Source organism: Cyclobacterium qasimii M12-11B (assembly GCF_000427295.1).
Taxonomy (GTDB): domain Bacteria; phylum Bacteroidota; class Bacteroidia; order Cytophagales; family Cyclobacteriaceae; genus Cyclobacterium; species Cyclobacterium qasimii.
Genome location: NZ_ATNM01000191.1, coordinates 53,298 through 79,156 on the forward strand (window position 1 = coordinate 53,298; position 25,859 = coordinate 79,156).

20 protein-coding genes are annotated in these 25,859 nt (G+C 39.9%); 3 read left to right on the plus strand and 17 right to left on the minus strand.

The window, feature by feature from the left end; translation table 11 throughout:
* Positions 1–270: 270 nt before the first annotated feature.
* The gene (locus ADICYQ_RS22985; protein ID WP_020889268.1) at positions 271–993 is read right to left on the minus strand and encodes an SDR family oxidoreductase; all 723 of its coding nucleotides are present in this window, start codon (positions 991–993) and stop codon (positions 271–273) included.
* Between the two features lie 64 nt (positions 994–1,057).
* Positions 1,058–1,336: a YtxH domain-containing protein gene (locus ADICYQ_RS22990; protein ID WP_020889269.1), complete on the minus strand. Its 279-nt coding sequence runs from the start codon at positions 1,334–1,336 to the stop codon at positions 1,058–1,060.
* Between the two features lie 358 nt (positions 1,337–1,694).
* On the opposite strand from ADICYQ_RS22990, the gene ADICYQ_RS22995 reads away from it, so the two are divergent.
* Positions 1,695–3,431, plus strand: coding sequence for an alkaline phosphatase (locus ADICYQ_RS22995; RefSeq protein WP_020889271.1), 1,737 nt, complete (start codon positions 1,695–1,697; stop codon positions 3,429–3,431).
* 155 nt (positions 3,432–3,586) lie between these two features.
* Positions 3,587–4,672: a lactonase family protein gene (locus tag ADICYQ_RS23000; protein WP_020889272.1), complete on the plus strand. Its 1,086-nt coding sequence runs from the start codon at positions 3,587–3,589 to the stop codon at positions 4,670–4,672.
* Between the two features lie 161 nt (positions 4,673–4,833).
* Here ADICYQ_RS23000 and ADICYQ_RS23005 read toward each other — a convergent pair whose 3' ends face one another.
* Positions 4,834–5,991, minus strand: coding sequence for a sialidase family protein (locus ADICYQ_RS23005; protein WP_020889273.1), 1,158 nt, complete (start codon positions 5,989–5,991; stop codon positions 4,834–4,836).
* Positions 5,992–6,178: 187 nt separating this feature from the next.
* Complete coding sequence (locus ADICYQ_RS23010) at positions 6,179–8,992, minus strand: M16 family metallopeptidase (protein WP_020889274.1); 2,814 nt, start codon at positions 8,990–8,992, stop codon at positions 6,179–6,181.
* A 270-nt stretch (positions 8,993–9,262) separates the two neighbouring features.
* On the opposite strand from ADICYQ_RS23010, the gene ADICYQ_RS23015 reads away from it, so the two are divergent.
* The gene (locus tag ADICYQ_RS23015; RefSeq protein WP_020889275.1) at positions 9,263–10,465 is read left to right on the plus strand and encodes a DUF6807 domain-containing protein; all 1,203 of its coding nucleotides are present in this window, start codon (positions 9,263–9,265) and stop codon (positions 10,463–10,465) included.
* Between the two features lie 112 nt (positions 10,466–10,577).
* On the opposite strand, the gene ADICYQ_RS23020 is transcribed toward ADICYQ_RS23015, so the two are convergent.
* The 13 genes from ADICYQ_RS23020 to ADICYQ_RS23075 form a co-directional block, all read right to left on the minus strand.
* Positions 10,578–12,932: a TonB-dependent receptor gene (locus ADICYQ_RS23020; RefSeq protein ID WP_020889276.1), complete on the minus strand. Its 2,355-nt coding sequence runs from the start codon at positions 12,930–12,932 to the stop codon at positions 10,578–10,580.
* 200 nt (positions 12,933–13,132) lie between these two features.
* Positions 13,133–14,200 (minus strand): glycoside hydrolase family protein, encoded by a 1,068-nt coding sequence (locus ADICYQ_RS23025; RefSeq protein ID WP_040417847.1) that lies wholly within the window; start codon positions 14,198–14,200, stop codon positions 13,133–13,135.
* A 172-nt stretch (positions 14,201–14,372) separates the two neighbouring features.
* Positions 14,373–14,708, minus strand: coding sequence for a tRNA-binding protein (locus tag ADICYQ_RS23030; RefSeq protein ID WP_020889279.1), 336 nt, complete (start codon positions 14,706–14,708; stop codon positions 14,373–14,375).
* An 88-nt stretch (positions 14,709–14,796) separates the two neighbouring features.
* Complete coding sequence (locus ADICYQ_RS23035; protein WP_020889280.1) at positions 14,797–15,537, minus strand: rhamnogalacturonan acetylesterase; 741 nt, start codon at positions 15,535–15,537, stop codon at positions 14,797–14,799.
* A 269-nt stretch (positions 15,538–15,806) separates the two neighbouring features.
* Positions 15,807–16,253 (minus strand): YceI family protein, encoded by a 447-nt coding sequence (locus ADICYQ_RS23040; RefSeq protein WP_152520519.1) that lies wholly within the window; start codon positions 16,251–16,253, stop codon positions 15,807–15,809.
* A gap of 107 nt (positions 16,254–16,360) precedes the next feature.
* Complete coding sequence (locus tag ADICYQ_RS23045; RefSeq protein ID WP_020889282.1) at positions 16,361–17,647, minus strand: hypothetical protein; 1,287 nt, start codon at positions 17,645–17,647, stop codon at positions 16,361–16,363.
* Between the two features lie 19 nt (positions 17,648–17,666).
* Positions 17,667–17,900, minus strand: coding sequence for a YceI family protein (locus tag ADICYQ_RS30510; RefSeq protein ID WP_081652423.1), 234 nt, complete (start codon positions 17,898–17,900; stop codon positions 17,667–17,669).
* Positions 17,824–18,246, minus strand: a complete 423-nt coding sequence (locus ADICYQ_RS23055; protein WP_020889284.1) for a hypothetical protein — start codon at positions 18,244–18,246, stop codon at positions 17,824–17,826. The genes ADICYQ_RS30510 and ADICYQ_RS23055 overlap by 77 nt, the downstream gene beginning before the upstream one ends.
* Before the next feature lie 474 nt (positions 18,247–18,720).
* Positions 18,721–20,256, minus strand: a complete 1,536-nt coding sequence (locus ADICYQ_RS23060; protein ID WP_051160334.1) for a sulfatase — start codon at positions 20,254–20,256, stop codon at positions 18,721–18,723.
* Positions 20,257–20,342: 86 nt separating this feature from the next.
* A complete protein-coding gene (locus tag ADICYQ_RS23065; protein ID WP_020889286.1) occupies positions 20,343–21,137 on the minus strand; it encodes a DUF1961 family protein in 795 nt (264 codons plus the stop codon).
* Between the two features lie 23 nt (positions 21,138–21,160).
* Positions 21,161–21,565 carry an amidohydrolase family protein gene (locus tag ADICYQ_RS29125; protein ID WP_020889287.1) on the minus strand — a complete coding sequence of 135 codons (405 nt, stop codon included), beginning with the start codon at positions 21,563–21,565 and terminating at the stop codon, positions 21,161–21,163.
* Positions 21,562–22,839 carry an N-acyl-D-amino-acid deacylase family protein gene (locus tag ADICYQ_RS23070; protein WP_020889288.1) on the minus strand — a complete coding sequence of 426 codons (1,278 nt, stop codon included), beginning with the start codon at positions 22,837–22,839 and terminating at the stop codon, positions 21,562–21,564. The genes ADICYQ_RS29125 and ADICYQ_RS23070 overlap by 4 nt, the downstream gene beginning before the upstream one ends.
* 225 nt (positions 22,840–23,064) lie before the next feature.
* On the minus strand, positions 23,065–25,245 hold the full coding sequence (locus ADICYQ_RS23075; protein WP_020889290.1) for an acylase: 2,181 nt from the start codon (positions 25,243–25,245) through the stop codon (positions 23,065–23,067).
* Positions 25,246–25,859 lie beyond the last annotated feature (614 nt).

Genomic DNA, 25,859 nt, shown 5'->3' on the forward strand with positions numbered 1-25,859 from the left:
TCGACTAATTGCGATTAAAATAGTACCCTCAACAATGGTAACCAAGTTATTAAAACACTAAAAATCAACATTTTACCGTGTATTTTTTAATCATGAAATAATCAGCATTATTTCATGAACGGAACTAAAAAAATGTGAATCACAAAAAAATACCGGCCATTTAGGAATGTTAGCCGGTATTTTTCTATGATTAAATATGATAATTAATTTGAAACTATTGGTCTTCCAATTTGCTCCAAAATTGTATCGAACCTCGATGAATTCACTGCCCTATTTATTTGGCGTTTGGGATGGCCTAACCTCAATTTTACTAGGAAGCGTTCTAGCATCTAATTGAAAAAGCCCTACAACCAATTCCCCGATATCTTCTTTTTGAATTTTCCAGGCATCCTTCTCATCCACTTGGTGGTCGTTAAAGCCCGTAGCTACTGAACCTGGCATAATCGTACTTACTCGTATTCCGTATTGCCTTAAATCCAGCATCACAGCTTGAGTAAATCCGGTCAATCCAAATTTACTCGCATTATAGGCCGATCCACTAGCAAAGAAGTTTGTGCCTGCTAAACTTGAAATCGTCAAAAAGAAACCTTTTGTTGCTTTCAATGCTTCAACAGACGCTTTTATACCATAAAATACGCCCGTTAAGTTGGTGTCAATCGTATCTTGCCACTGTTCTATACTCAAATCTTGTACAGGTGCAAAATGACCAACACCTGCATTGGCTACAAAAAAGTCCAATTTACCCCATTCTTTAAGTACCTGAGCCACCACATTTTTCTGGGCGTTAAAGTCCTTGACATCCATTTCAAAAGCCAATATTTCTCCTTTGGATCCATCCATTTTTCGGATTTTTTCCGCAGCTTCTTCCGCCCGGCCTAAAGACCGACTGGTAATCGCCACATTTACCCCTTCGGCTACCAATGCTTGTGCAATGCCAAATCCAATTCCTGTATTGCCACCCGTAATAAGGGCAGTTGTGTTTTGTAATTTCATGTTTTTAAAATTTTAGTAAAAAAAAAGGCCAATGTTAACCATTGGCCTTATAACAATAAAAAATTTACTTGGTTTTATCTTTCGCATCTGCGATCAAACTTTTTCCTTTAGTCTTCGTTTCCTCGGCTACAGAGGCTATATTTTTATTCATTTTATCCAATTTTTCGTTCATTCCTTTTACAAAATGGTCAAATTGTCCGTTGATATCTTTCAAATAACCTTCACCTTTCTGAGATAGTTTTTTTCTTGTTGTTTTGCCTTTTTCAGGAGCTATCAACAATCCAATTTGTACCCCTATCGCAACTCCTGCCAATGTCCCTAAAATTATCTTCGCTGATTTCATAATGTCTTTTTAATTGTGGTTTAAAATTTAAAAGCTTAACACCTTGTACTAAGATGCTATGTGTAATACAATACAAGTTTTATACCAAAGTGATGTTTTATCAAAAAAAATGAAGAATTATAGAAAATAAAACTCATGCCTACAATTTAAAAACCAGAAAGGCATCCAAAACTAAAAATAAAGCTGATTTTAATCCTTAATTCGGCTCATTAACTTTAATTTAGGGTTAAATTTTAAAACCTCCCTAAGATGCATTCAAAAAAGGAAAAGACAGTTTTAAAAGCTTTTATTGGCTCTATTTTAATACTATTGATTCCAATGACAAGCTTTGGTCAGGAAGCAAAAATCCACAGCCATAATGATTATCTTCACAAGGCACCTTTTTTGGGAAGCCTATGCCAATGAAGCAGCATCAATAGAAGCAGATGTAATACTTCAAGGGAATACCTTGTATGTAGCGCATGAAAAAGAGAGTATAAAAGAAGGCCAAACCCTTACCACTCTTTACTTGGATCCAATGCTAAAAGCCAAAAACCTTGGGCTGGGCACATTAAAACCAACGCTACTTCTGGTAGACATTAAAACCGAAGCTTATTCCACATTAGACAAAGTAGTGGAAGCCATCAAACCTTATGGAGCCCTTTGGGAAGATCAGGAAAATCCTTTTGTGAAAATTGTTATCTCAGGAAACAGGCCAAAAGTAGAAGATTACCCTAAGTATCCTTTTCCGATATTTTTTGACTACCAAAGTATTCAGGACACCTCCAATCTACCATTGGAGAAAATTGAACTTTTCAGTTTAAGCTTCAAAAACTTTTCACAATGGAATGGAAAAGGCCGGCTTGTAGATGAAGACCTCACCAAAATAAAATCAGTCCTCGACCTTGTACATGGTTTGGGCAAACCATTCCGTTTTTGGGCTACCCCGGACAGTAAAACATCATGGAAAGCACTGAGTGAGTTAGGTGTGGACTTTATCAATACAGATCATCCTTATGCGGCCAATGCCTATTTAAGCAACCTGAATGACCGCTATTACCAAACCCCAAACTTACGCAAGATCTACAAGCCTACGTTTGAAAGAGATGGGATCAGCGGCCCTGTTGACAATGTAATCCTACTTATAGGTGATGGAAATGGGCTTGCCCAAATATCTGCCGCTATGTATGGCAATGGCAATCAATTGACCTTAACACAGCTCAAAAATATTGGATTGATCAAAACACAGGCAGCGGATGATTTCACTACTGATTCTGCAGCAGCAGGGACGGCATTGGCTACAGGAAATAAAGTAAAGAACAGAAGTGTGGGGGCACTTCCTGATGGAAGTCCTGCAAAAAACCTTCCTGAGATTTTGAGTAGCCACGGTTTTGTAACTGGAATTGTTACCACTGATAACTTAACCGGAGCTACACCAGGGGCATTCTATGCACACAGGACGGAAAGGGACATGACCGAGGAAATTGCCAGTGACCTGGCCAAAAGCCCTTTGAATTTATTTATTGGGGGAGGGAAAAACGATTTCACAAGATTTGAAAAAGATGAAACCATAAACCTATCCCAAGCTGGATTTCATCTCACAAGTTCATTGGATGCGTTAGCAAAAAGCAGTTCAGAAAAAGTTGGCTTTTTTGCTTCAGAAGATGAATTGCCAAAAGTCATGAATGGCCGCCAAGGCTACCTAAGAGATGCTACAAAAGCCAGTTTACAATTTCTAGAAAGCAAAAACAAACCCTTTTTCCTAATGGTAGAGGGTGCTTATATCGATTCAGGAGGACATATCAATGACAGTGAAACGGTAATAGAAGAAGGAATTGACTTTGATCAAGCGATTGCTGAAGCCCTTCGGTTTGCTGACCAGAATGGGCGGACATTGGTAATCATCACTGCTGATCATGAGACTGGAGGAATCACCCTCCCACAAGGAAATTTAAATGACCGAAGGGTAGAACTTGAATTTACTACTGAAGATCATACGGCCATCATGGTACCCATTTTTGCCTATGGTCCTCAGGCTGGTCTTTTCCGTGGGATATATGAAAACACAGCCGTCTTTACTAAAATCAACGAGGTGTTAAGCCCCTATTTAAAGTAAACGGTAGATTTTTCTTAAGCTTAATATTACCAATTGATGTTTTAATCTTATATTCCGTTATGATTTGTAAAACTGGAAACTTGCTATTTACCTCACTGGTAAAGCGGATATCTTTTATATTGTTATTTATTTTAATGTGTTCACCAATCACCCTTATGGCCCAAAAATCCAAAGAAATTATCTACGTCGGCACCTATAGCCAAAACAACAGTAAAGGAATATATGTACTGGAATTTGACAGAGAAAATCTAACCACCACTACTGTTCAGACCGTTCATGACAAACAAAACCCTACCTTTTTGGCTTTGCACCCTAACAAACAGTTTCTTTATGCTGCCTACAGGGAAGGGAAAGATGAAAAGGATGAAACTGGGACAATAGTTTCCTATTCCATCGCACCTGATACCGGTAAACTCAGCAAAATCAATGAGGTATCTTCAGCTGGAGTTAGTCCATGCCACATTAGTGTAGACCCGACTGGAAATGTCGTTTTCCTATCCCATTATCAAGGTGGAAATTTGTCTACATTTAAAATCCTGGAAACAGGAGGACTAAGCGAGGTGGCTTCTTTTATTCAACATACGGGTAAAAGTGTGCATGCCAATCAAACCAAAGCCCATATGCACTCCATGATACCGTCTGCAGACGGCGAATGGGTTTATGCTTCAGATTTAGGAATTGATCAAATCTTGAAATACAAGGTCAATCTGGAAAAAGGAACGGTGGATGAAAATCCAGTGATTATAAAAACAACCCCTGGGGCTGGACCAAGACATTTTGTATTCCATCCCAGTCTTCCATTTGCTTACTCCTTAGAGGAGTTAAGCAATACAGTGAGCATTTATAGCCTGGATCAGACAAATGGCGACCTTAGCCCTATTGGCCGAATCAACATGCTAAATGATAAACTTCATAGTGACTATAATGCGGGAGCAGACATTCATTTTTCTATGGATGGCCGATGGTTATATGCAAGTAATCGAGGACAGGACAATTTAGTCGTATACAAAGTAGATCAAGCTACAGGTTTGTTAGAAACCCAAGGGCATGTACCTACGGGAGGCATACATCCTAGAAATTTTAAAGTAGATGAAAAAGGGGCCTTGGTTTTTGTAGCCAATATGGAAACAGACAATTTAGCCATCTTCACCCTGGACAGCGATACTGGAATGCTTAAAGCTACCGGGAAAAACATTGAAATTCCCAGACCAGTATTTATTGATCAATTGTTTATAGAGTAATTCCATTTCACTAATTTCCATAATGCTGGAAAAAAAATTGGCTTTGATGGATGTTAGCTAACGAACGGTACTTATTAACCTCTTTTAATTCAGGTTAAAATATTAAAACCCCTCTCTGCCATTATGCGGAGAGGGGTTTTTGTTCTTTAGGTCTTTTTATCTTATCGCAAGTTATCCAAAGACAAACGAGCCAACACTAACTTTTCATAAGCATTCTCTTCTCCTTTTTCATACAAACATAGAAATTCGCCATTGGGCAAAGCTGCCAAAGCAGAATAAGCCGATGGGCCTGTATAGAGCACTTTGGATGCGGCCCAAGTCCTGCCGCTGTCCCTACTTAGCTTGATGGTCATGTTCTCTCTTTTTGTGCTTGCAGGATTGGAAAACAAAGCCAAATCACCAGTCCTATCCTCTGGCCAGGAATAACGTATGAAAGCAGCCTGACAGACCGGCTCAATTAAAGCGCTTGCCTCTACCGGATCAGACCAAGTAACTCCACCATCTCTGCTAACAGACAATGCCCTCCTATTTTTACCAAAATAAGACCGCATGTTCATTAATAGGGTACCATAACCATCTGCCATTTCTATCAGTTGACTTTCATTCATTTTAGGTTTGATCGATCCACCAAGTTCCCAGGTAGCTCCATGGTCATCACTAAAAATGACATGGGCTCCGTATTCAAAAGGCCCTCCTCTTACATTTCCATTAGGGTCATCATAACTGTGATTGGCAGGAATTACCAAACGCCCTTTATTCGGGCCATGCTTGATTTGTATTCCCATTCCCGGGCCAGTAGCGTACCAACCCCAGGTCGGATCCTTGGTGGTTTTGGTAATGTCTAATGCTTCGGACCAGCTGTCCCCATTATCAGTGGATTTCATCACAAAAACCCTGCGGGTATCCTTGCTTTTTTTGGCAATTATGTCTCCTTCATGGTCATCTCCCCTATTCCAGGTAAGCAATAAATGGACTTCTCCAGTGGTTTCATCAAGCACAGGGTTAGGGTTCCCACAAACAGTTTCCCCTTTATCCCAAATAACTTTCTGTTCTGACCAGGTAAGTCCTCCATCAGTGGATTTTTTCATTAAGACATCTATGTCTCCGGTGTCTGAACTTCCTGATTTTCTCCCCTCAACAAATGCCAGAACAGAACCGTCTGCCGCTACAAGAAGCGAAGGAATGCGATAGGTATGATAACCACCTTCACCTGCAACGAAGAGGTCTTGCTCCGTAGGTGTATTCAATTGTACATTCTCTTTCATCTGAGTAGCATCAGCGAAATAAAAAGAGATAAGCGTTATTAGAAAATTGATCATTGGGGTTTTGTAATGGTTAATTGTTAATTGTTAATGAAAAATTACGTTTTGATAAATCGAAATGCTTTTATGAGAAGGCCTTAGTCAGCTTACTTGATTTCACTGCCTTCGATAAGTTTATATTGCTGATAAATGTTACTATTCAACGTATTTCAGTTTGGGTTGAAGCATAATTATCTTGTTTCTATTACTCTTCGAAATTGGCTGGGTACCTGGTGATTTCCAATAGGTATGGCTTTTGCAAAAATTCATTGGCAACTTGTTTAACCTCTGTAGCAGTGACACCTAATACACGACCCTCTGCTCCTAATACCGTATTCAAAGGAAGTCCTCCATTGATGGCTGCATTTAACTGTCCGTGCCAAAAGCCATTGCGTTTTAGATTTTCTTCCAGGTCCAAACGCTTGGTTTCCCTGACCTTTTCTAAATCAGCCTCATCAGGACCTTCCTCCTGAATCTTTTGAATTTGCTCCCAAACAGCCGCTTTCAATTTATCTACTGACTCCGGTCCGCAAGGAAATGAAATGGAGAAGTTAAAGCGTTCTTCAGGAACCCTGCTTAAACTTCCTCTAGCGCCAACACCATATACACCACCGATTTCTTCCCTAAGGGTTTCGATCAATTTAATGGTAAGAATTTCTCCCAAATAAGAGAGTTGCTGGGATTTCTCTAAATCATAAGCCGTTTCACCACTGAAATATAGAATTACCTGACTTTTATCGTCAACTCCTACTTTTATGTTTTCTTTTCGATCCTGAGGTGGAGTTAAACCCAAATCGATAAAGTCTTCTTTTCCCGTGGAATCTCCAGGCAAACTACCTAAATATTGGGCTACCAAAGGAAGCATTTTCTCCCTATCAATATTGCCTGTAAACAGTACATTAAAGTCACCAGCATTGGCAAATCTTTCCTTATAGATTTTAAGACTTTTGCTAAGGTCTATGGAGTCCAATTGCCCAGCAGTATAAATACCTTTCCCCCTAGGATTGCCATTGCTGATTATTTCATTGACCCTTTTATTGAACTGAAAATCAGGATTTACACTCGCGCTTTCCAATTGATTTTTTTGATTCGCTAAAAACACCTCCCAAAGTGATTTGTCCATCCTTGGGGAAGTGAAATACAAATGAATCAGTTGTAGGGCCATTTCGAAATCTCCAGGTGTTGTGGCTCCCGAGATACTCTCCGAATAAGTACTAATATTAGGCGTAACCTGAACATTCTTACCCGCCAATACTTTTTTAAGTTGGGAAGGAGTAAAGTCACCTATGCCCATAATATTTATGGCTGATCCAGCATAATTCGCACTGTAATGATCCTCGAGGGAATACAAAGAGGTTCCTCCCTCACTGCTTGCAGAGAAAATTATTTCATCATTTTTAAAGTCTGTAGGCTTAAAATAAACCTTCATTCCATTGCCTAGCAACACCGTCGTCACATCTACCTCTTCATCGTGAGACACATTTACCACCTCACCGGATTTGGGTTTGGTCAGCATCAATTCTTCTCTTACCAGGTCTTCTTTATAAGGGGTCGTTTCAATTGCATCTGCATTTTCCAAGAGTGCCAACAGTTCAGCTTCAGGAGTCAAGGTTTCCTTATCTTTTTCTGGTGCGGTCACGATGAGAACAATGTTTTCTTTCCTGATCAGCTCCCTGGCTATGTCATTTACTTCTTCAAGGGTGATTTTTGGGATGATGTCCTGATAAAAATCATACCTGCTTTCCGGGCCATCAGCAAAGCTGTTGTTTAGGAAATGGGAAACATACCTACCTACCAAAGTCCTGGACTCCACTTTGTCCATTTCCTTAAATGATTTTTCCGAACTATTTAATAAGGAACGTTTGACCCTGTCCAGTTCACTCTGGGTAAAGCCATAGTCAACGACTCTTTGATTCTCTGTAAGAAAAGCCAGAAACCCATCTTTGAGTTTTCCTGGGCCTACAACACCTGATATGGTAAAGAAATCCAGGGGTCTCACAAGGTTACCATACCTGGCACCAGCAAAGATGAAGGGGGCATCGGGTTTTTGTCTGATCTCATCCAACCTTTGTGTGATCATTCCTCCAAACATCGTTCTAAGGATTCTGCCTTTATAATCTTTGTAGCTGTTAGATGGCCTGGCGTCCTGCTTGTAATAGAGCTGCACCTGTATGCCTGGTGCTTCCTCATCTGTAATTATTTTTACAAAGTTTTCTTTGTGTGTGGGTACATTGTAATACTCTCTTTTCCGAGCATTTAAAGGGTTTTTCAAATCTGAAAAGTAGCTTTTTATCAGTTCTTCTACCTTGTCAGGATCCACATCCCCTACCGCTACCACAGCCATGAGATCGGGTCGGTACCAGTCCTGATAAAACTGCCTGACCAAGGAATCTGCTGCGTTCCTAATAATATCCATTTCACCTATTGGCATGCGGTCAGCATAGCGACTTTGATGTAGCAGAACTGGCAAATAGGCATCCCTTAACCTTTGGTTTACTCCCTGACCAGTACGCCATTCCTCAACTACTATCCCTCGTTCTGCCTCTATATCATCTGAAGCCAATAACAGTCCTCCTGCCCAATCCCTCATTACCTGAAAGCCATTGTTTAGCTTTTCTTCCTCATCTGTGGGAATCGGCAACATATAAACCGTCTCATCAAAGCTTGTGTAGGCATTCAGGTCACTTCCAAAAGCAACTCCTATGGATTGTAAGTAACTAATAAGGTCATTTTTTTCAAAATGCTCAGATCCATTGAAGGCCATGTGTTCGAGAAAATGAGCAAGCCCCAACTGGTTATCATTTTCCTGCATTGCACCTGCTTTAATGGCCAGACGCAATTCTAATTTATTCTCAGGCTTGGGATTGTATTGAATGTAATATTCTAAGCCATTTTCTAATTGCCCGGTACGGACTTTCTCGTCTAATGGGACCAATTCATCGAGCGATTCCTGAGCATAACCAATCGGCTGAAGGAGGCACAATAAAAACAGTAGAAACAATGGCTTTAATATCTGCATCTGTATGAATTAAATTCAGTAAAGTTTAACCCGGATTATGCAATAGACAATCTATTACGTGCTGAAATCAGAATCTAAGAAGTTCAGGCAATTCTATTGTATAAACAGGGTTTTAAATTCTCCTAAATAACGTAAAAAACACCTTAATATCCATAAAAACCTGTTGCCATCCATAAAAACATATCTTTCCTGATCAATTTGTAGTAGGATAAATGTCTATTCCTAACGATATTGAATCTTCTAATTATCTTGATGTATTCAACTGAAAATATGACTTTTCGATTATTTCTACTGCCTGTAGTTCTCGTATGGATTACGGCCTGCTCCTCAGCTCCAATTTTAAATATTGAAATAAATGCGGATGGCATTGAAAGGGAAAACTATCCTTTGACCATCCCACTCGATACAGATTTGGCATTAGCGGGTGATTATTTACTCAAAAATGAAACCAGTGGTAAAAATTACCCCGCTCAAATACTTCCATCTGGGGACTTAATGGTTTTTATTGACCAAATGCCTGCCGACACCAAAGCTGTTTTTGGCCTGTCAAAAGCTACAGGTACAGAAAAGCATAAAATGGAAATAAATAAGACCGAAGAAGGCATAGAAATTTTATCCGGACAACAACCTGTTCTTTTTTACCAAACTGCCGTGGCCAACCCTCCAAACGGATTACCAGATTATTACAAGAGAAGTGGCATGATCCATCCTCTGTATAGTCCCAGTGGTCAAATACTCACTGATGCCTTCCCTGCAGGACATACCCATCACCACGCTATTTTCAATGCTTGGGTAAACACTCAATTTAAGGGCGAAAAAGTAGACTTCTGGAACCAACATTCCGAAACGGGTACAGCGGAACATGTAAGTTTGAATACAGCTGAGGCAGGATCTAGCGCCGCAATTATCGAAAGTCAATTGAGGCATTTAAGCCTAAAAGAAGGAGAAGTACTCGGTGAAAAATGGACCATTATGGTTTATCCGACCGATGATTATTTCCTATTTGACTTATCCTCTGAACAGACCAATACCAGTTCAGACACGCTATTTATATTGGAATACCATTATGGTGGAATGGGTTTTAGAGGAAGTAAGGAGTGGAATAAAGTAGACAGTGTTCACTTTAGCAATACCTGGAAAATCCTTACCTCTGAGGGATTTACAAATGAAGATGCCAATCATACCCATGCTTCTTGGGTTACTGCATCGGGTGAAGTTGACAATAATATTGGAGGTGTAACGGTATTTGGATTCCCTGATAACTTCAGGTATCCACAAGCCATTCGTGTTCACCCTACAATGCCTTACTGGGTTTATGCACCCATGGTGGATGGTGAATTTTACATCGCTCCCGGAGCCAGCTATAAAAGCAAGTTCAGGTATTATATACCCAATGGCAAGCCTAATCTGGAAACCATCGAAAAAATCGATATGAATTTAAAATCTCCTATTAAGGTAAAGGTATTGAAGTAGCTTTTTGGGGTTATCTGAATTGCCCAATTGACGCAAAATATGAATTTAACACCCCCTTTGTTGTTAACTGTAACGACAAAGGGGGGTATTAAAAAAGGCTGAATTAATCCCGTTAAAAATTGACCGTGTAACTCATTACTGGAAACATGGACAATTGTGGAATTTTATCGATTTCTTTTTTTACGTTGTTGTAGTAGTAATCAATCGTAGTATTGCTGTTGGTAAGGTTTTGAATATCCAACTTCATTTCATGACTTAGCTTTCGTTTATTGACACGATAACTTAATGCCAAATTAAGGTAGAATACATCTTTCGCTTTATTTCCCAGGTATTGACCTTCATTCTCGACTTGCTTTTCCTGTATTATAGATTCTTCTAAATCAATAGAGGTATACCTTCTACCTCCCAATAGGCTGACTCTTGAGTTTATTCCTATGGTTTTGTCATTGGAGTTTTTTTGGCCCACAGTAAATTCCTTTCCAAAGAGAAAATTACCTACATAATTCCCATTGTACCTCGAGTTTTTCCAACCACCAGCTATTGCTTTGTATTTCGAATCGTAGAGGGAAGTTGTGAGTAAGAAGTAAAATTGATTGCTAAAATATCGCTCTAGCGTAACCTCCAAACCAATATTCTTTCCCTCCCCTTCATTCACCATGGCCTTATCCACAAAATAATCATCCTGATTGATTAATGAATAAAGACTCCCAACTTTGTCCTCTACTGGGATATTATACAAATGCTGGTAGTAGGCTTCAACCTTTAAAAACAAGTTGCTATTCAATAAATTCTCATAGCCCAAGACATAGTGCGAAGCCTGCATCAGCTCCAAATGCTTGTTGGGCATAGAGAAATTTCCATTGGGTTGGTATACCAATGCATAATGATTGGGAAGAGAGGCCATTTTACTATGTAACCCAAAAGCTGCATTCACATTTTGTGTTTCATCCAATTGGTATTTCAGCGCTAATCTGGGCTCCATGTATACCTTTTCATTCAAACTGCTTTTAGAGACATGCACACCATTTACCGCAGTTAGAAGTGCTGAAATTCTCCATTTCCAGTTGAAATAACCCTCAGTAAAATCAGCAGCACCTTGATTTTCCTGGCCTTTCAAATATTGGTTTTGAGGAATGCTGAAATAGACATTTTCAAAATCAAAATTATTATGCGCGTACATTAGCCCTACCTGAAAATTGTGCTTGGAATTAATCTTATGGTGTAATGTGGACAATACCCTTGTCGTTTGATTGTTTAACCCAGCGTTATAAAATTCTTTTAATATTTCCGCTTCATAGGGCCTTTTTTCAATCAAATCACTTCCATTAAAACCGTAAGAAACAATTGATTTTAAGTAAGTATTGCCTCCCAAGGGAATAAAATGCTTGATCCCGGTAACAGCCAGTTGGCTGTATTGAGAACCATCTTCCAGGATGATGTCCTCGTCTTCCTCGTCCGTGGTGACAAAACCTATATTACTCGCTCCCCCTAATCCAAACAAGGTGAAGATTCCCGCTTTTTCCGTTGGGAAATAGAATTTAAAACTTAAGTCCTGGTACCTTGGAACACCCCCGAAATCCACTAGGCCAATATCATCCAACAAGGAAAGGGTGGAATAACGGTAGTTTATCAGGTAGCTGCTTTTGTTCTTTTTGCTGATGGGACCTTCTGCCGTAAAATCAAGCCCCAGAACTCCTAATGAGAAACTGTATTCTTGTTTTTCATCATTGCCTTTTCTGAGCTTCATGTCAAAAATACCTGATAAAGCATTGCCATATTGAGAAGCAAAGGCGCCTGAATAAAATTCTGAATTGGCCAACATTTGGCTATTCAGTGCATTGATAGGGCCACCTGTCAACCCTTCAATGGCAAAATGATTAGGGTTGGGGATTTCTATATCTTCCAATCTCCACTGTATAAAACGAGGGTTATTCCCTCTCACGATGATATCATTATTCCCAGAACCTTCATTGGTTATTCCAGCAAAAGAAGACACCAGGCGTGCGGGATCACTTATGGCTCCTGCATGCCGTTTTGATTCTTCAATGGAAAGTTGTTTGGTTGAACTTATTGCCATTTCATTGGTAGATTCCCCTCTTTTGTAAGCCCTTATTTCCACCTGGTCCAATTGCTGAAAAGATTCCTTCATCTCTATATTTAAGACAGTCTCCTTACCAGAAATCAACAAAATATTTGGAATCGTAACCCTTTCATAGCCCAGACTAGAAACTACCAAGGTTATACGTCCAACTGTTACATTCTCAATTTTAAAATTCCCATCAATGTCTGAGGTAACTCCAATTAATGGGTTAGAATTGTCAATCGTAATATTTGCAAAAGGAATGGCACTTTTGCTGTCCGTGTCTACAACCCTCCCTCGAATGGTTTGAAAAGGGCTTTGTGCAAAAATTGCATTGGCGAACAAAAAGGCGGTCAAAATAAATAAGCCAAATACTCCAGGTTTCATAAGATAAGTTTCTTTTGTTTATCTAATGACAACCGAATGCGTGTTCCCCCTTAGCAGGAGATTAAAAAAAATTGAAATTGGAAAATAATTTTAAAACCAAAATTTGTTCTAAACCAGTCAATCAGTACCACATTCCCTAAAAATTCGATTTAAAGTTAGATAAAGGACTTCAGGAGAATAGTGATAAGGCTACAAAAAAACTATTGCCTCTTTTGGTTTAGCTCTTTTGAAGTAGCCAAAGCAATTACCCTTCCTTCGCTACCTACTGCATTGTAAAAGTGATACACTACACCTTTCCATTTTATCACCCATGGCTTATGGGCATACTTTTTGTCGAAATCTTCTGAGGGCGCTATTAGGTCTTCGCCTTCCCAATCGGTCCAATTGATTAGATCGTAAGAGCAGGCAAACCTTTCGAAGGCACCAGGTTTCCAAAAGGCCCCAAAGTAAAACATGATATAGATATCATTGAACTTTGCAATTTGGGCATCTCCACAAATGCCATTGCCTCTTGTGATAACAGGATCATCACCAAAGCGCTGCCAAGACAACATATCATCAGAAACAGCCATCCCAATACTTTCATAGTTGGCAATATCGCCTTTGGCATTGTAATACATTACAAAAGGATGTCCTGTGTGCTTTTCATTGTCACGAATAACCAGGCTTTTGTATATCGTTTTGTTTTCAAACCAACGAACACCCTCATCCTCAGGGGATAAAAGTGGGGTATTGTTGGTATTCCACTCTTTTGAATCTATTAGTGAGTCGGTGTTTGCCATGCCGATTTTAAGGGTACCGGATTCATAACCAGTAGAATTACCTCCCAAATAGCTCATCCAGTATTGGCCCTGGTATTTTTCCACACTATAATCACCACCCCATTCCGTATTTACAAGCGAAACATAGCCAGCTTTCTGGTTCGCATCCCAGGTATCTTCCGTAAAAGACAATATTTTCCCTTTAGACTCCCATTGTATTAAATCCTGACTTTCAGCCAGCCATGTTTCATAACCCTGCCCATCAAATACAATATAGGTCATGTACCAAACTTCATCTTTGCGGAAAATGGTTGGCGAGTCAATCATTTTACTCGTATCCGGATGCTGAAATACCACCCCCTGTTTAAAAGGTGTTTTTACCTCTTCAAATATTTGCTCCATTACCTCCTTAGAAACTTCATTGTTGGAAGTAACTTCCTTTGGATTGCAACAGGTTAAGGATATGGCGGTAAGGGCAACAGCTAAAGATAAAAATAGAGACTTCATTCTAAAATATTATTTTTCGGTTTACTGATCTTTGGAAGATTAAGGAAGGATTGCGTCGGTATATCCTTTAGACAATTTAAAAGGCGGAATATAGGGCAAAAAACAGGGTTATCTACATCAACGTATCCGATCTTTTCATAATTTTACAATAGTGGCTATTATTTTTCTCACATTAACCAATCCTGGTACCATTCGGTACTGCACTTTCCGGCTGAATTAAGGTAACCTCTTTATGCTCACCAAGCCCACCCAATACCAGGCATTCACTCATCATATTGGCGATTTGTTTTGGTGGAAAGTTCATAACAGCAATCACCTGTCGGCCAATTAAATCAAGAGGCGTGTACAGTTTGGTTATTTGGGCTGAGGTTTTCTTTATCCCATGTTCACCAAAATCGATTGTTAATTTATAGGCTGAGTTTCTGGCTTCCTTAAAAGCTTCAGCTGAAAGGATAGTACCTACCCTCATTTCAACTTTTATAAAATCATCCCAAGATAATTCTTCCATTTAATAGTCTAAAGGTTATTGATTGTAACCATGCTTTTGAAACCACTGCCTAAAGGAACCCGATTATTGTATTTTCTGGACAACAAGACTACTTGTTAACCAAGTCTTTAACCAAAGGTATGCCCAATGCTTTCATTTCCTCTACAGCCAAACCTGCTATGGTGAAGGCTCCCAATTGAGATAAATGGGTATTGTCCTCTTTACCTTCTGGCCGATGCGGATAAATCCCAGATTCAAAGAATAAGTACAATTGTTTTGATTTTTCTGACCCCATACTTTCCATCAACTCTTTCGTTTTGGCCTCCATGTCTATAAAATACACACCTGTTTCATTGGCCACCTGCTTTACTCCTGTCAAGTAATCCCCATGGGAATCTCTCAAAGTGCCATTATCATTGAAAAGCCTGCGGACTATTGAAGTGCAGAGAATAGGAATACCACCCTTATCCTTCGTTTCATTTATGAATCTTTTAAGGTTATCTTGATAGGTATCAAAAGGTCCGGTATATCTTGCTGTATCTGATTTCTGGTCGTTGTGACCGAATTGTATGATCACATAATCTCCTTTCTGCACTTGAGTAATTACCTTTTCCCAAGACCCTTCGTCAATAAAACTTTTTGAACTCCTGCCATTTTTAGCATGGTTGTCGACCACTATTCCATCAGTGAAAAAATGGTTTAAAACCTGTCCCCAGCCATATTCTGGCAAGTTATGCTCAGGTTTGTTGGCCATGGTAGAATCCCCGATCATAAAGACATGGGTGGCACGAAAATGTTCAGTAGTAAATGCTAAACAGCATACTGCAAGAATTAGGACAAATGCTTTCATGGAGGTGGTTCGTTTAAACTGTGTTGGATTATCGATTGACTTCAGAAAATCTACATATGCAATGTCAAATCATTGTCACGTGAAATTACTCTAAAATCAGCCAATTTTTACAGTTTTCGGGCAGCTCTTTTGAAATAAAATGGTTTCATTCAAAAATCATAGGTGGCTTTCGCTTCGCTCAGCCATAGGGTAATTTAGAGCACTCTATTATGAGCTTTGGCCTAGATTGGTCGCCGGTATAATGAAATAGGTATAAAAGTTAATATCAATCAAGATGCCTCTAAATACAGGTTGATTTCCAATTCGATAGATTCTTCAATTTTTACAAGCCCACCCAAACGACTTGATGCATCCAGCCCTAATTCTTCTGTAGACAGGTATAAAGTACCTTGTAGCCCTTCTTTCAATTGGTGAAAAACAACCTTTTCCAGGACGATCTCTTTACCTGCCATTTGTAAATAAATATCCCCATAAATCTTCCGAGACCCTCTTCGCAGTTTATTTACTGAAACCAGACAGATGGGATACTCTTCGGCTTTCAGGGTTCTCTTAAAATCACTATTCAGTAAAAAATTTCCGCAACCAAATGCGCTAACTGGGATTTCAAAATCTAGTGAGGTAGTGTCAGGAGACTTGTTATCAAAAAAAAGCGTATCGCTCTCCGTTTGGCTTTCATAGCTACATTCAAAACTTCCTATGGATGTTTTTCCTTTCACAATGATTTCTGTTTGATCAATAATCAAGGTTTTTTTTCAAAAGCCCCGATCAGTAAAAAACAACAGCCAAGCAACAGTGCGATACGCATAGTATTGAAATCTATTTGTTAAAAACCTATTACTCCTTCAATCATTATTCCGTTAAATGAACCACCATTAAGGATGTCAGTTGGCGCAAAATCCTGGTAATTTTGATTGACATATTCCAGTTTGGCTAGAATGTTTTTGGTAATAAACCAACCACCACCAACTTGTACTCGGGAAATGCTAGGTTCCAATCCATCGGGCATTTCACCTCCTACTTGATTGTAGCGACCAGCCAGATAATAATTATCTGTAGACCCAAACCTGTAAACAGCATCAATGCCTACCTGATTCCAGGTTCTGTCTACACTTTCATTCGATGCTTTTCCTTTAGACTGTTCCAGAGTACCAAAAAGCTCCAATCCACGATAAGCTACAAAAGGATTCAAAACCATGGCGGTCACGTTGTCACGCATACCAGGGCTAAAACGACCTGAAGTTAAAGAATTGGACGTAGAAGCAAGGGTGTTTACCATTACTAGATAATAACGGGAGCCAGCCCTATCCCCTGCCCAAAGGGTGTTATTGACCGAACCAGCAGTGGTGTAAACGGAACCAGTCATTCTAAGTCGAAGGTCATTGTCCAATGTTTTGTCATAACCTAGTTTACCAATAAAGGAAGGTTTCCTTTTGCCTGGGTTGGTTATTCCTCCCTGAATTTCTCCTCCGGTCATGGAGGCCACCCCGATGAATCCATTGTTTTGATAAATCACTTCAGCACCTATTTCTGTGGCAAAAGCATCCATAATATAGTTTCCAACGAATGGGTTATAGAAGGCATTGCCATTGTCTGATCTCCTAAAGTGAGAATCTCCATAATTGACTTCCATATGCCCTACTTTGATTGTCACTTTTTCCATTATTTGGTCGAAAACCTGACTGTTTAGAAATGCAAGTTTATCAAACTGCAAATACCCACCTTTGACCCAAGTTTCGGGATGGTGTCTAGAAGAGAGATAAGTAATCAAATTCAGTCTAATTCCGTCTGCCAGTTCCACATCTATGTTTAGGTTAGCTGTAGCCAGGTTAAATCCCGTCCCTATGTCCATCAATTGATTGGTATTGACTCCGTTATCATCCAAAAATGGTGTCGCTGAATTTTCGTGACTTATGGATTGAAACTGTTGCGTAAATGCTCCTCCAATTCGTACCCTTAGACCATCAAAGGCAACGGAATCCGCTTTACCAGTTTCAAATACATTGATTCCCCTCTGATCATAAGCTCTCCAAAATTGCATGTCTTTTTGTTGGGCAAAACTGCTAAAGGACAATAAAATAGCTCCTGTCAGAAATAAAATACACTTTTTCATGATAGCAAAAATTAATGAGTTAATTAATTGGATTTAGTTTCATCTTAATATTGATCGTCATTTCATCACCCGTTTTGATGGTGCCAAATACCGCTGTTGGAGGATCCACCTTGAAATCGGTTAACTTTACATCAGCAGAACCTGAAAGAGAAATGCTTTCGCCCTCTGTTAAAATTTTAAGTAGAAAAGAAACTGTTTGGGTATTGCCAGCCAACTGGAGCCTTCCAGATACTTTCCAATCGTTCCCCCCCATCTTGATGGGCTTCTAACATATTAAAAGTTATTTCAGGATGGTCTTCTTCCTTCAAAGCATTATAGGCATTTTTGTCCATTGGCCCTTTACCACTTTTGAGCGACTTTACCGGCATGGTAATCTTAAAGGATTGAATAGCCGTCACCTTGCCCGCCGAAATTCTAAGTGATGCAGTTCCATTCGCTTCCGTGGAAATCATGTCCCAATCGTGAAGGGTAGAAGTCCCAGAAACTTTCATTTCAGGATCGGATGCAACTTTATAGGTCTGTTGTGAAAAAACCTGATTCCCATAAGTACTGAAAAGGACTAACAGGGAAAATATGGTCCATTTTACATGTTTATTCATAAGGGTTTGGTTTAGCTTTATTTAATAGAATCGGGTTTAAAAACATGATTATTTGATTGTTTTGATGGATCAAAGGTAAATCAGACCGTAAGAAAATCACATGACCTAAATCATCTTTTCATATGATATAATTTGTCAATTGAGTCGAGAATGGCTTCGACTCCGCTCAGCCACCGAAGTAGTACCTCGTGCACTTCTAGTACTATCCATTTACCTGGTGGGATGAAGCTTTTTTTGAGTGAATTATTGGTAAGAGAATTGGGCTTCGGCTCCGCTCAGCCACCGTGCATGGGTTGCTTTATAATTTTATAGCTGTTGATTTCGGCTGCGCTACTCCACTGGGATGAAAAATTTACCAAATGAGAAAAAAATAACGGAAATGTAAGTAATGAAACTACAAAAAACTGGATCTTTTATAGTGAGTGTTTATAACCAACCAAACTAATTAGCGCCAGATTACTTGGACATAAACGATTATTTCAGGTTCTTTAGGCCTGTCTGAGCATTATTTCTTGCCTCATCCAATTTTCTCCGCATGTCGGCTAAAACTTCAGCATATTTACCTTCTCCTACCAGGTTTTCGAATTCTTCTGGATCATTGGCATGATCGTATAGTTCTTCGTTATTCCCCAAAGCAGCTTCTCCCCACCGGGTATACCTCCACTTTTCATTTCGCAAACTTGCGCCATCATTGTAAATAGTATAAGCATGCCTTGCTTCAAGGGATGCATTATTTCCTTTAATCTGAGGCACCATGCTCTTTCCTTGAAGGATAGCCGGTTTTTCAGTAGAGAACCCAGCAAGGTCTACTAAAGTTGGATAAATATCCAGCAACTCAGTTATACCATCAGAACTGCTCCCATAGGCTTTTTCATATCCTTTACCAGGAACAGAAAAGATAACCGGAACCCTTATACTCCCCTCCCACAAGCTGGATTTTGACCAACATTCGTGTTCTCCCAAATTATAGCCATGGTCAGACATGAAAATAACAATGGTTTCATTTCTCAAATCCAGCCTATCCAAGGCATCCAATAACCTTCCAACCTGTTTGTCCATGAAGTTGACACTGGCCATATAGGCACTTATTGTCTTTTGCTGTTGTAGCTTATCCATGCCAAAAATCTTTTCATTTTGTCTTTTCAAAGCCTGCAAGGGAACATTGTCTCCAATTTTAACCGCCGGCAATACCACCTCATTGACAGGATAAGGAACAAAACTACTTTCGGGAGCAATAAGTGGCACATGTGGTCTAACAAATCCAACGGCTAGAAAAAAAGGTGCGTCTTTTTTAACCCTTTGTTTGTTGGTGCCACCTTGAGGAATTTTTCCCGCTCGGTTTTCCAAAACAGCAATGGCTTGACTGGCTGCCAAATAATCCGTCTGTGTTCCTTCCAGGCTATCGGGAATAATCATTTGAGCGAAATTAGAACCATAATGGAGGTTTTTGGGGGATAGCAGCTCCAACTTTCCTTGGCTCAAGGTTTCAGGTCCAAGTACATTGTAGGCATAATCCCAGGAATCAGGATCATCTCCCCCTACTGCACCTCTTTCTATTCCACCGGGAACCCCCATATGAAAAATCTTTGAAATTCTGGCGGTATAATAACCCCTTTCTCTAAAAAACCCCGCCATAGAAGGATGATCGGCCAAAGCTGGTGTCTCCTTTCTATAGCTGCCCAATTGATCATTGTTTCGCAATACACCATTTGTTTCCGGATACAAGCCACTCATCAGAGAAGCCCTGGATGGACCACACAGTGGAAACTGACTATAAGTCCTGGAAAACCTTACTCCTTCGGAAGCAAGCCGATCAAGATGAGGCGTGTGGTAATCCGTGTCCATATAAGGACCTATATTGGTATTCAGGTCATCTGAAATGATCACCAATATATTGGGCTGCTGGGCCTTTGCGATAAAGGAAATAGGAAAGAAAAGTGCCAAAATTAAACCATGAAAAATTAGGCTAATAATGCTCTTTCTAATGTTAACTGAAATGTTATGGCTCATTTTTATTTTTTTGGGCTTATCCAGAAATGGTCAAATTCGTGATGAAATGACTTAAAATTTAGGCATACGTTTTTTTTTAAAAGCACTTAATTAAGCTTCCAAACTTTAAAATTTTTATACCTGGCAGCTCGGGTATACATGTGACGTAAGCCAATTCTTCCAGAATCATTCAAAGGGAATAGGGATGCATCCCATTTGCAGATCAAATAATCAGAACTGTCATTTTTGTTTTGAATATGCATTTCAATGAAATTATTGTATTTAATAACCTCAATATGATAGGTTACGTCAGGTTTAAACAATCCTGTATTAAAATAATCGTCGGGCACATCTGTTCCTTTCAGCCCGTCTTTGTTGGGATTGTAACGTCGTAATCGAATATAATCGTTTTCGCCTGAATATTCATTAGCACCAAAAGCGGCATAACTTATATGATAAGTATTCATGTTATCAAAATACGTACGCATCGATGGCACCTTGCGTTTATCATTCCAAAGCGAAATATCACTCGGATAATCAGCATCGCCTTTGCCTTCCCCATGAAAATACAGGATGTTAACACATCTAGTAGTGGTGTCTGTCCGGGTATAATCGTATTCAATGGAGATATTTCCTTCAAAAGTTTGCTTGGTCCATAGCACTGTATGGCTTGAATCATTTCCATGTTCAGGGCCAGCAATAAGCTCCATTCCCTCTTTGCTGTTTATTACTTTGGATTGTAGCCCATCCAACATCCATTTTTGCTGCCAATTTTCCGTTCCGGAATCTTCGAACAAAAGCGTAGATTTTTCCCAGGGCGTTTCTTGCGAATTTTTATTATTGCATCCTAGAATAAAAAGGGTCAAAACAAAAATCAATAGATATGATTGCGTATTCTTCATTTTTTAGCTTTTGTTCTATGACACTATTTCATTGCCTTGTATCCCGGACCTTTTACTACCTGTCCTGGTAATGCCCCTGTATGTTCACCATTGTTGAGAACCTGCGTTCCATTGACAATAACGTGGACCATTCCTGTTGAATATTGCATTGGATTGTCGTAAGTGGCATGGTCCTGAATTTTCTTCGGATCAAAAATAGCCAAATCCGCATAAAAGCCTTCCTTGATTGCTCCACGCTTTTGGATTTTCAAATTTGTGGCCGGTAAGGTAGTGAGTTTGTACACTGCTTCCTCTAGAGATATCACTTTTTCATCACGGACATATTTGCCTAGAAGTCGTGCAAAATTACCATAAGCCCTGGGGTGGCTTCTTGATTTAAGAAAAACCCCTTCAGGAGCATAAGAGGCGGCATCGGAGCCAAAACTCATATAAGGCAATGCAATTTGTTTTTTACATTTTCTTCAGACATCATGAAATATACTGTCCCAACTCTACTGCCATCCTGAATGACCAGGTCCATGGCGGTTTCTACTGGAGAGGTATCGCGCATTTTTGCCACTTCTGCCAGTGACTTTCCAGTCAAATACTTTAAGCTATCGTTCTTAAAACCTATCAGAAGCATGTCCTCATAAGATTCAACCCCCATCATCAAACTTTCCCATTCATTGGTAGGCGTAACCATTTCTTCTTTTAGTCGTTCTCTAACTTTCGGGTCTTGTAATCTTTCTGCCCATTTCTCATAGCCTCCCTCCTGCACCCAAGGTGGCATAGCTGCATCCAGCCCAGTAGCTCCAGCTGTGTAGGTGTACATATCCGTTGTGATAGCAAGTCCAGCTTCTCTTGCTGAATCAATTTTGGAAACCACGGCGTCAAATTTATTCCAATTATTTTTTCCAGCCATCTTTAAGTGATAGACCTCTGCCCGAATATTGGCTTCATCAGCAATTTGAATCAATTCATTGAGGCTTTCCAAGAGTTGATTCCCTTCACTTCGGAGATGTGAGATGTACATGCCGTCGTATTGGGAAGCCACCTCACAGAGCGCTATTAATTCTTCAGTACTGGAATAAAAGGCCGGTGCATAAATGAGTGATGAACCAATGCCTAGTGCACCTTCTTCCATCCCCTTTTTAACCATGGCCTTCATGGCATCTAGTTCCTCTGTGGTTGGCGCTCGATTTTCATAACCTACAGTATGTATTCTTAATGTTGTCGCACCTAAAAACGAGGCCACATTTGTTGATATACCTTTTTCAACGATAAAGTCGAGGTACTCACTAAGAGAAGTCCAGCTAATAGGGTATTTAATATCGCCCTGCATTTCCTGTTCATCCTTTTTCATTTCCTCATTCCATGGACCCATAGAACTGCCTTCGCCAAAAACCTCCAGGGTCACGCCTTGTCTAATGTCACTTTGCGATTTCCCGTCTTCAATCAAGGCATCAACGGCCCAACTAAGCATATTGATAAATCCAGGAGCTACTGCCAGGCCTGTAGCATCAATTTCTAATTCACCTTTGGCTCCAGATAAATTTCCAATCGCCGAAATAGTGTCTGCTCTAATGCCAATATCACCTGTATAGGATGTTTCGTCGGAGCCATCCACTATTTCACCATTTTTGATTAGCACATCGAAGGATTCGGTAGGTGTACAGCCATTAAAAAGGAGGACACTTAATAAAATTTGAAGGAGCGGTTTCATATGCTTGCTTTTAAATAACTGATAACTAGCGCTAATTGCTACTTCTAAATATAAGGAAAATAATAAATCTAAACCTATCCTGCTTTTTCTTCAGGGGAAGTGATTTCATTTCATGATAAAAGGCCATTTGCCTATTACGGAATAAAGTAATCACATTATTCGGCCTTTGTTGGCTAAATAAACTTTTGAAGTTTAACCCTCCCTGTAAACATGGATCCTTTTGCCTTATCTACTGCCTGGGTGATAGGTTTCTTCAGCCCTTTTTTCCACATCTTCCCGGTAATAAGCAACCTCTTTGAAAGCACCATTGGCATACATTTCCGCCTGATCGTCAAAATGAAGAGATTGCGGGTTTCCGCTTTGACCTCCCGCCAATAAACTTTTTGCCCTTACCTTGTCTCCAAATTCAACTGCTGCAACAAAGCTGTTACCAGAAGATCCATAAAGTTTTTTCGTGTTTTCCTTTGCTGAGGCACCAAAAGAAGCCAATGCTCCCCAACGACCAGAGGCCAACCCTATAGGAAGACTGGCTTTATTGTCATCATAAGGCAAATCAATGGCTCCACTCAAGCGCTGAAAACGGTTGACTTCTCCCCAAGGAATGTTCCAGGCCCCAAAGTCTTCTTCAAGCTTAACAATTGCAGCTTCCATGGCTGATACCACTTCACTAGCATCATATTCCAGGGTTTTACCATTCTCTTGATTAAAGGGAATCAAGGCATCTGAGCTCCCTATGCTTTTGTTAAAGGACATGCCGAAAAAATGAGCCAGGGTCATGGCTACAGACTCCTCTCCGGTCTGGTAGTCCCAATCCCTAAAAACGGCAATGGCCGCTGTTAAATTTTCACTTGGGTCTTCCTCCTTTTCATAAGCCTTCAAGAGGATAGGAATCAAACGCTCAAAAGCAGGCAAATAAGGGTCATATCCCAAGGTTATCAATTCCTCCAAGGTTAAATTCTCAACCTCCGAAAGCAGATCCACGGCATGAATTCCGCGATAGTTTTCAGCATCTGGCGCCATGTAATAGGGATAATCTTCTTTTTTGGGACTGTAAGGGCCTGCTGCTGTAAAAGGCGTTGAATTGCAGTTTTGAATCCAGCCGGAAGCAGGGTTCAGCACAACGATACTTTCGTCTACTTCATGCAAACCTTGCCAGTCGGTAGCGGGATCGCTGCCATCAACAGGCCTGGAAAAATCAAAAGAAGGGTCTCTTTTGGGAATGAAATTTCCATGGAAATAGGCAATATTTCCTGAAGCATCTGCAAAAACAGTATTGTTGGAAGAATTGGTTCGAATGTCCATCATTTCCCTGAAAGCAGTGTAATCGCTTAATTTGGTTCGGGTAAAACTTTGAATCAAGGCATTGACAGGGTCCCAATTGATTTTAGTAGCTACCCACTTGTCGTCCAATTGATGGGTGACCGGTCCATGATGGGTTCTGTAAATGGTAAATGTTTTTTCTTGTAAACCTTCTGGACTCGTAAATTTTAAGGTAAGTGGGATTTCTTCTACAGCCCTCCATTCGTCTCCATAGGCATACTCCATACCATCTCCGACTTCTCGCACCTCTTCCATATACTCATCCATAAAATCCAGATGGGTAGAAGTGTGCATCCAGCCAGTTTTTTCATTGAAACCCTGATAGACAAAAAACTGACCCCAAGTAACAGCACCATAAGCATTCAGCCCTTCTTCACTAACCACATGAATTTCAGGTCGAAAATAGAAAGAAGTATGCGGATTGATCAGCAGAAGTGCATTTTCCGAAGCACTCAATTCAGGAGCAATGGCTATTCCATTCGATCCTTTAGGTTCATCATAGGGATCGGGATGAACCAAGCCATCCCCAAATTCCGAATAGGCAAGTCCTTTTTGCTCCTCGTAAAAGCTCCTGATCCGTTCCGTAGAAATTCTCTCAATATCTCCTCCTATAGATCCCTCACTAAAATACATCGGGAACCAAGGCTCGTAATGGGTCAATACTTTGGGTTTTACTTCCGGGTGACTGTATAAATAATAGTTAACCCCATCTGCAAATCCTTTACATAGCAACTGCAACCAACGTGGAGCTGCCTCGTAAGCAGCCTTTGCTTCTGCTTCAGTCATGTACAAGTTCGCTCTAAGATCGCTGTACAAGGCCTCCTCACCATCCAATTCAGCAAGCCGCCCTGTTGCCCATATATAGTTCTTTTCCACCCGTCGAAAATCATCTTCACACTGGGCATAAAGCATCCCAAAAACGGCATCAGCATCTGTTTTGGCATAAATATGGGGGATCCCATAATCATCCCTGATAATGGTCACTTGTTTCGCACGGGTTTCCCAACTCCTTACCTCATCGTCTACTGGTTCCTTACATGCCCAAACAAAAAGTAACAAAAAAGGCATTAAATAACGGTTTTTCATGCTTGGTGGTTTATAGTGAAGAAAAATCCCAGTTGGCTCACCCTTGGGTTTTAAAATATGGCTACCCAAAAGGAATTGCTTGTATACTTAATATTAATCAAAATTGCGTTTGCACACAAAAATTTTAACCGCAGACTATACAGATTTGGTTTTCATAAGGCGCCACAGGCTGATCAGGGTCAAGTAAATAAATACAATGATTAGCCTAGCTACTTTCAATTAATTTTATCGCGGCTTAATAATTCCAGTTTAAAAGATTTTTTCACCAATTTGTCATTCTCAATGAGTAAGTGACCGTATCTATTTATACTATTAACCTCTATGAATTTTTGATGCAAAATTAGGGACTAATTGTAAATGGAGCCTTAGTGTTTTGTAAAATGCATCGCTCCCATTGCTTTGTTAATTCTTAAAAATTTAATAAGAGATTTTATTTTAACCTCCTCATTTTCTTTATTTTGAACCTATCATAACAAACCTTCTGTTTCTTCCTGAATTATCTTAAAGCGAAGGTCCTAGCTCACGATGGAGACCTTAATAAAAAATGCCTTTCAAAAAAATACTTATAGATTGACGGTTGCAGAAAATACAGTATTTAGGGCAATGCTGTAGAA

Excerpts from the sequence above, each read along its gene's own strand:
- ADICYQ_RS23005 (WP_020889273.1), bottom strand. The coding sequence starts at position 5,991 with ATGATCAATTTTCTAATAACGCTTATCTCTTTTTATTTCGCTGATGCT.
- ADICYQ_RS23055 (WP_020889284.1), bottom strand. The coding sequence starts at position 18,246 with ATGAATAAACATGTAAAATGGACCATATTTTCCCTGTTAGTCCTTTTC.
- ADICYQ_RS23010 (WP_020889274.1), bottom strand. The coding sequence starts at position 8,992 with ATGCAGATATTAAAGCCATTGTTTCTACTGTTTTTATTGTGCCTCCTT.
- ADICYQ_RS23000 (WP_020889272.1), top strand. The coding sequence starts at position 3,587 with ATGGCCCAAAAATCCAAAGAAATTATCTACGTCGGCACCTATAGCCAA.
- ADICYQ_RS23015 (WP_020889275.1), top strand. The coding sequence starts at position 9,263 with ATGACTTTTCGATTATTTCTACTGCCTGTAGTTCTCGTATGGATTACG.
- ADICYQ_RS23045 (WP_020889282.1), bottom strand. The coding sequence starts at position 17,647 with ATGAAAAAGTGTATTTTATTTCTGACAGGAGCTATTTTATTGTCCTTT.
- ADICYQ_RS22990 (WP_020889269.1), bottom strand. The coding sequence starts at position 1,336 with ATGAAATCAGCGAAGATAATTTTAGGGACATTGGCAGGAGTTGCGATA.
- ADICYQ_RS22985 (WP_020889268.1), bottom strand. The coding sequence starts at position 993 with ATGAAATTACAAAACACAACTGCCCTTATTACGGGTGGCAATACAGGA.
- ADICYQ_RS23030 (WP_020889279.1), bottom strand. The coding sequence starts at position 14,708 with ATGGAAGAATTATCTTGGGATGATTTTATAAAAGTTGAAATGAGGGTA.
- ADICYQ_RS23060 (WP_051160334.1), bottom strand. The coding sequence starts at position 20,256 with ATGAGCCATAACATTTCAGTTAACATTAGAAAGAGCATTATTAGCCTA.
- ADICYQ_RS23035 (WP_020889280.1), bottom strand. The coding sequence starts at position 15,537 with ATGAAAGCATTTGTCCTAATTCTTGCAGTATGCTGTTTAGCATTTACT.
- ADICYQ_RS23020 (WP_020889276.1), bottom strand. The coding sequence starts at position 12,932 with ATGAAACCTGGAGTATTTGGCTTATTTATTTTGACCGCCTTTTTGTTC.
- ADICYQ_RS23070 (WP_020889288.1), bottom strand. The coding sequence starts at position 22,839 with ATGAAACCGCTCCTTCAAATTTTATTAAGTGTCCTCCTTTTTAATGGC.
- ADICYQ_RS29125 (WP_020889287.1), bottom strand. The coding sequence starts at position 21,565 with ATGAGTTTTGGCTCCGATGCCGCCTCTTATGCTCCTGAAGGGGTTTTT.
- ADICYQ_RS22995 (WP_020889271.1), top strand. The coding sequence starts at position 1,695 with ATGATTATCTTCACAAGGCACCTTTTTTGGGAAGCCTATGCCAATGAA.
- ADICYQ_RS23025 (WP_040417847.1), bottom strand. The coding sequence starts at position 14,200 with ATGAAGTCTCTATTTTTATCTTTAGCTGTTGCCCTTACCGCCATATCC.
- ADICYQ_RS23065 (WP_020889286.1), bottom strand. The coding sequence starts at position 21,137 with ATGAAGAATACGCAATCATATCTATTGATTTTTGTTTTGACCCTTTTT.
- ADICYQ_RS30510 (WP_081652423.1), bottom strand. The coding sequence starts at position 17,900 with ATGGGGGGGAACGATTGGAAAGTATCTGGAAGGCTCCAGTTGGCTGGC.
- ADICYQ_RS23075 (WP_020889290.1), bottom strand. The coding sequence starts at position 25,245 with ATGAAAAACCGTTATTTAATGCCTTTTTTGTTACTTTTTGTTTGGGCA.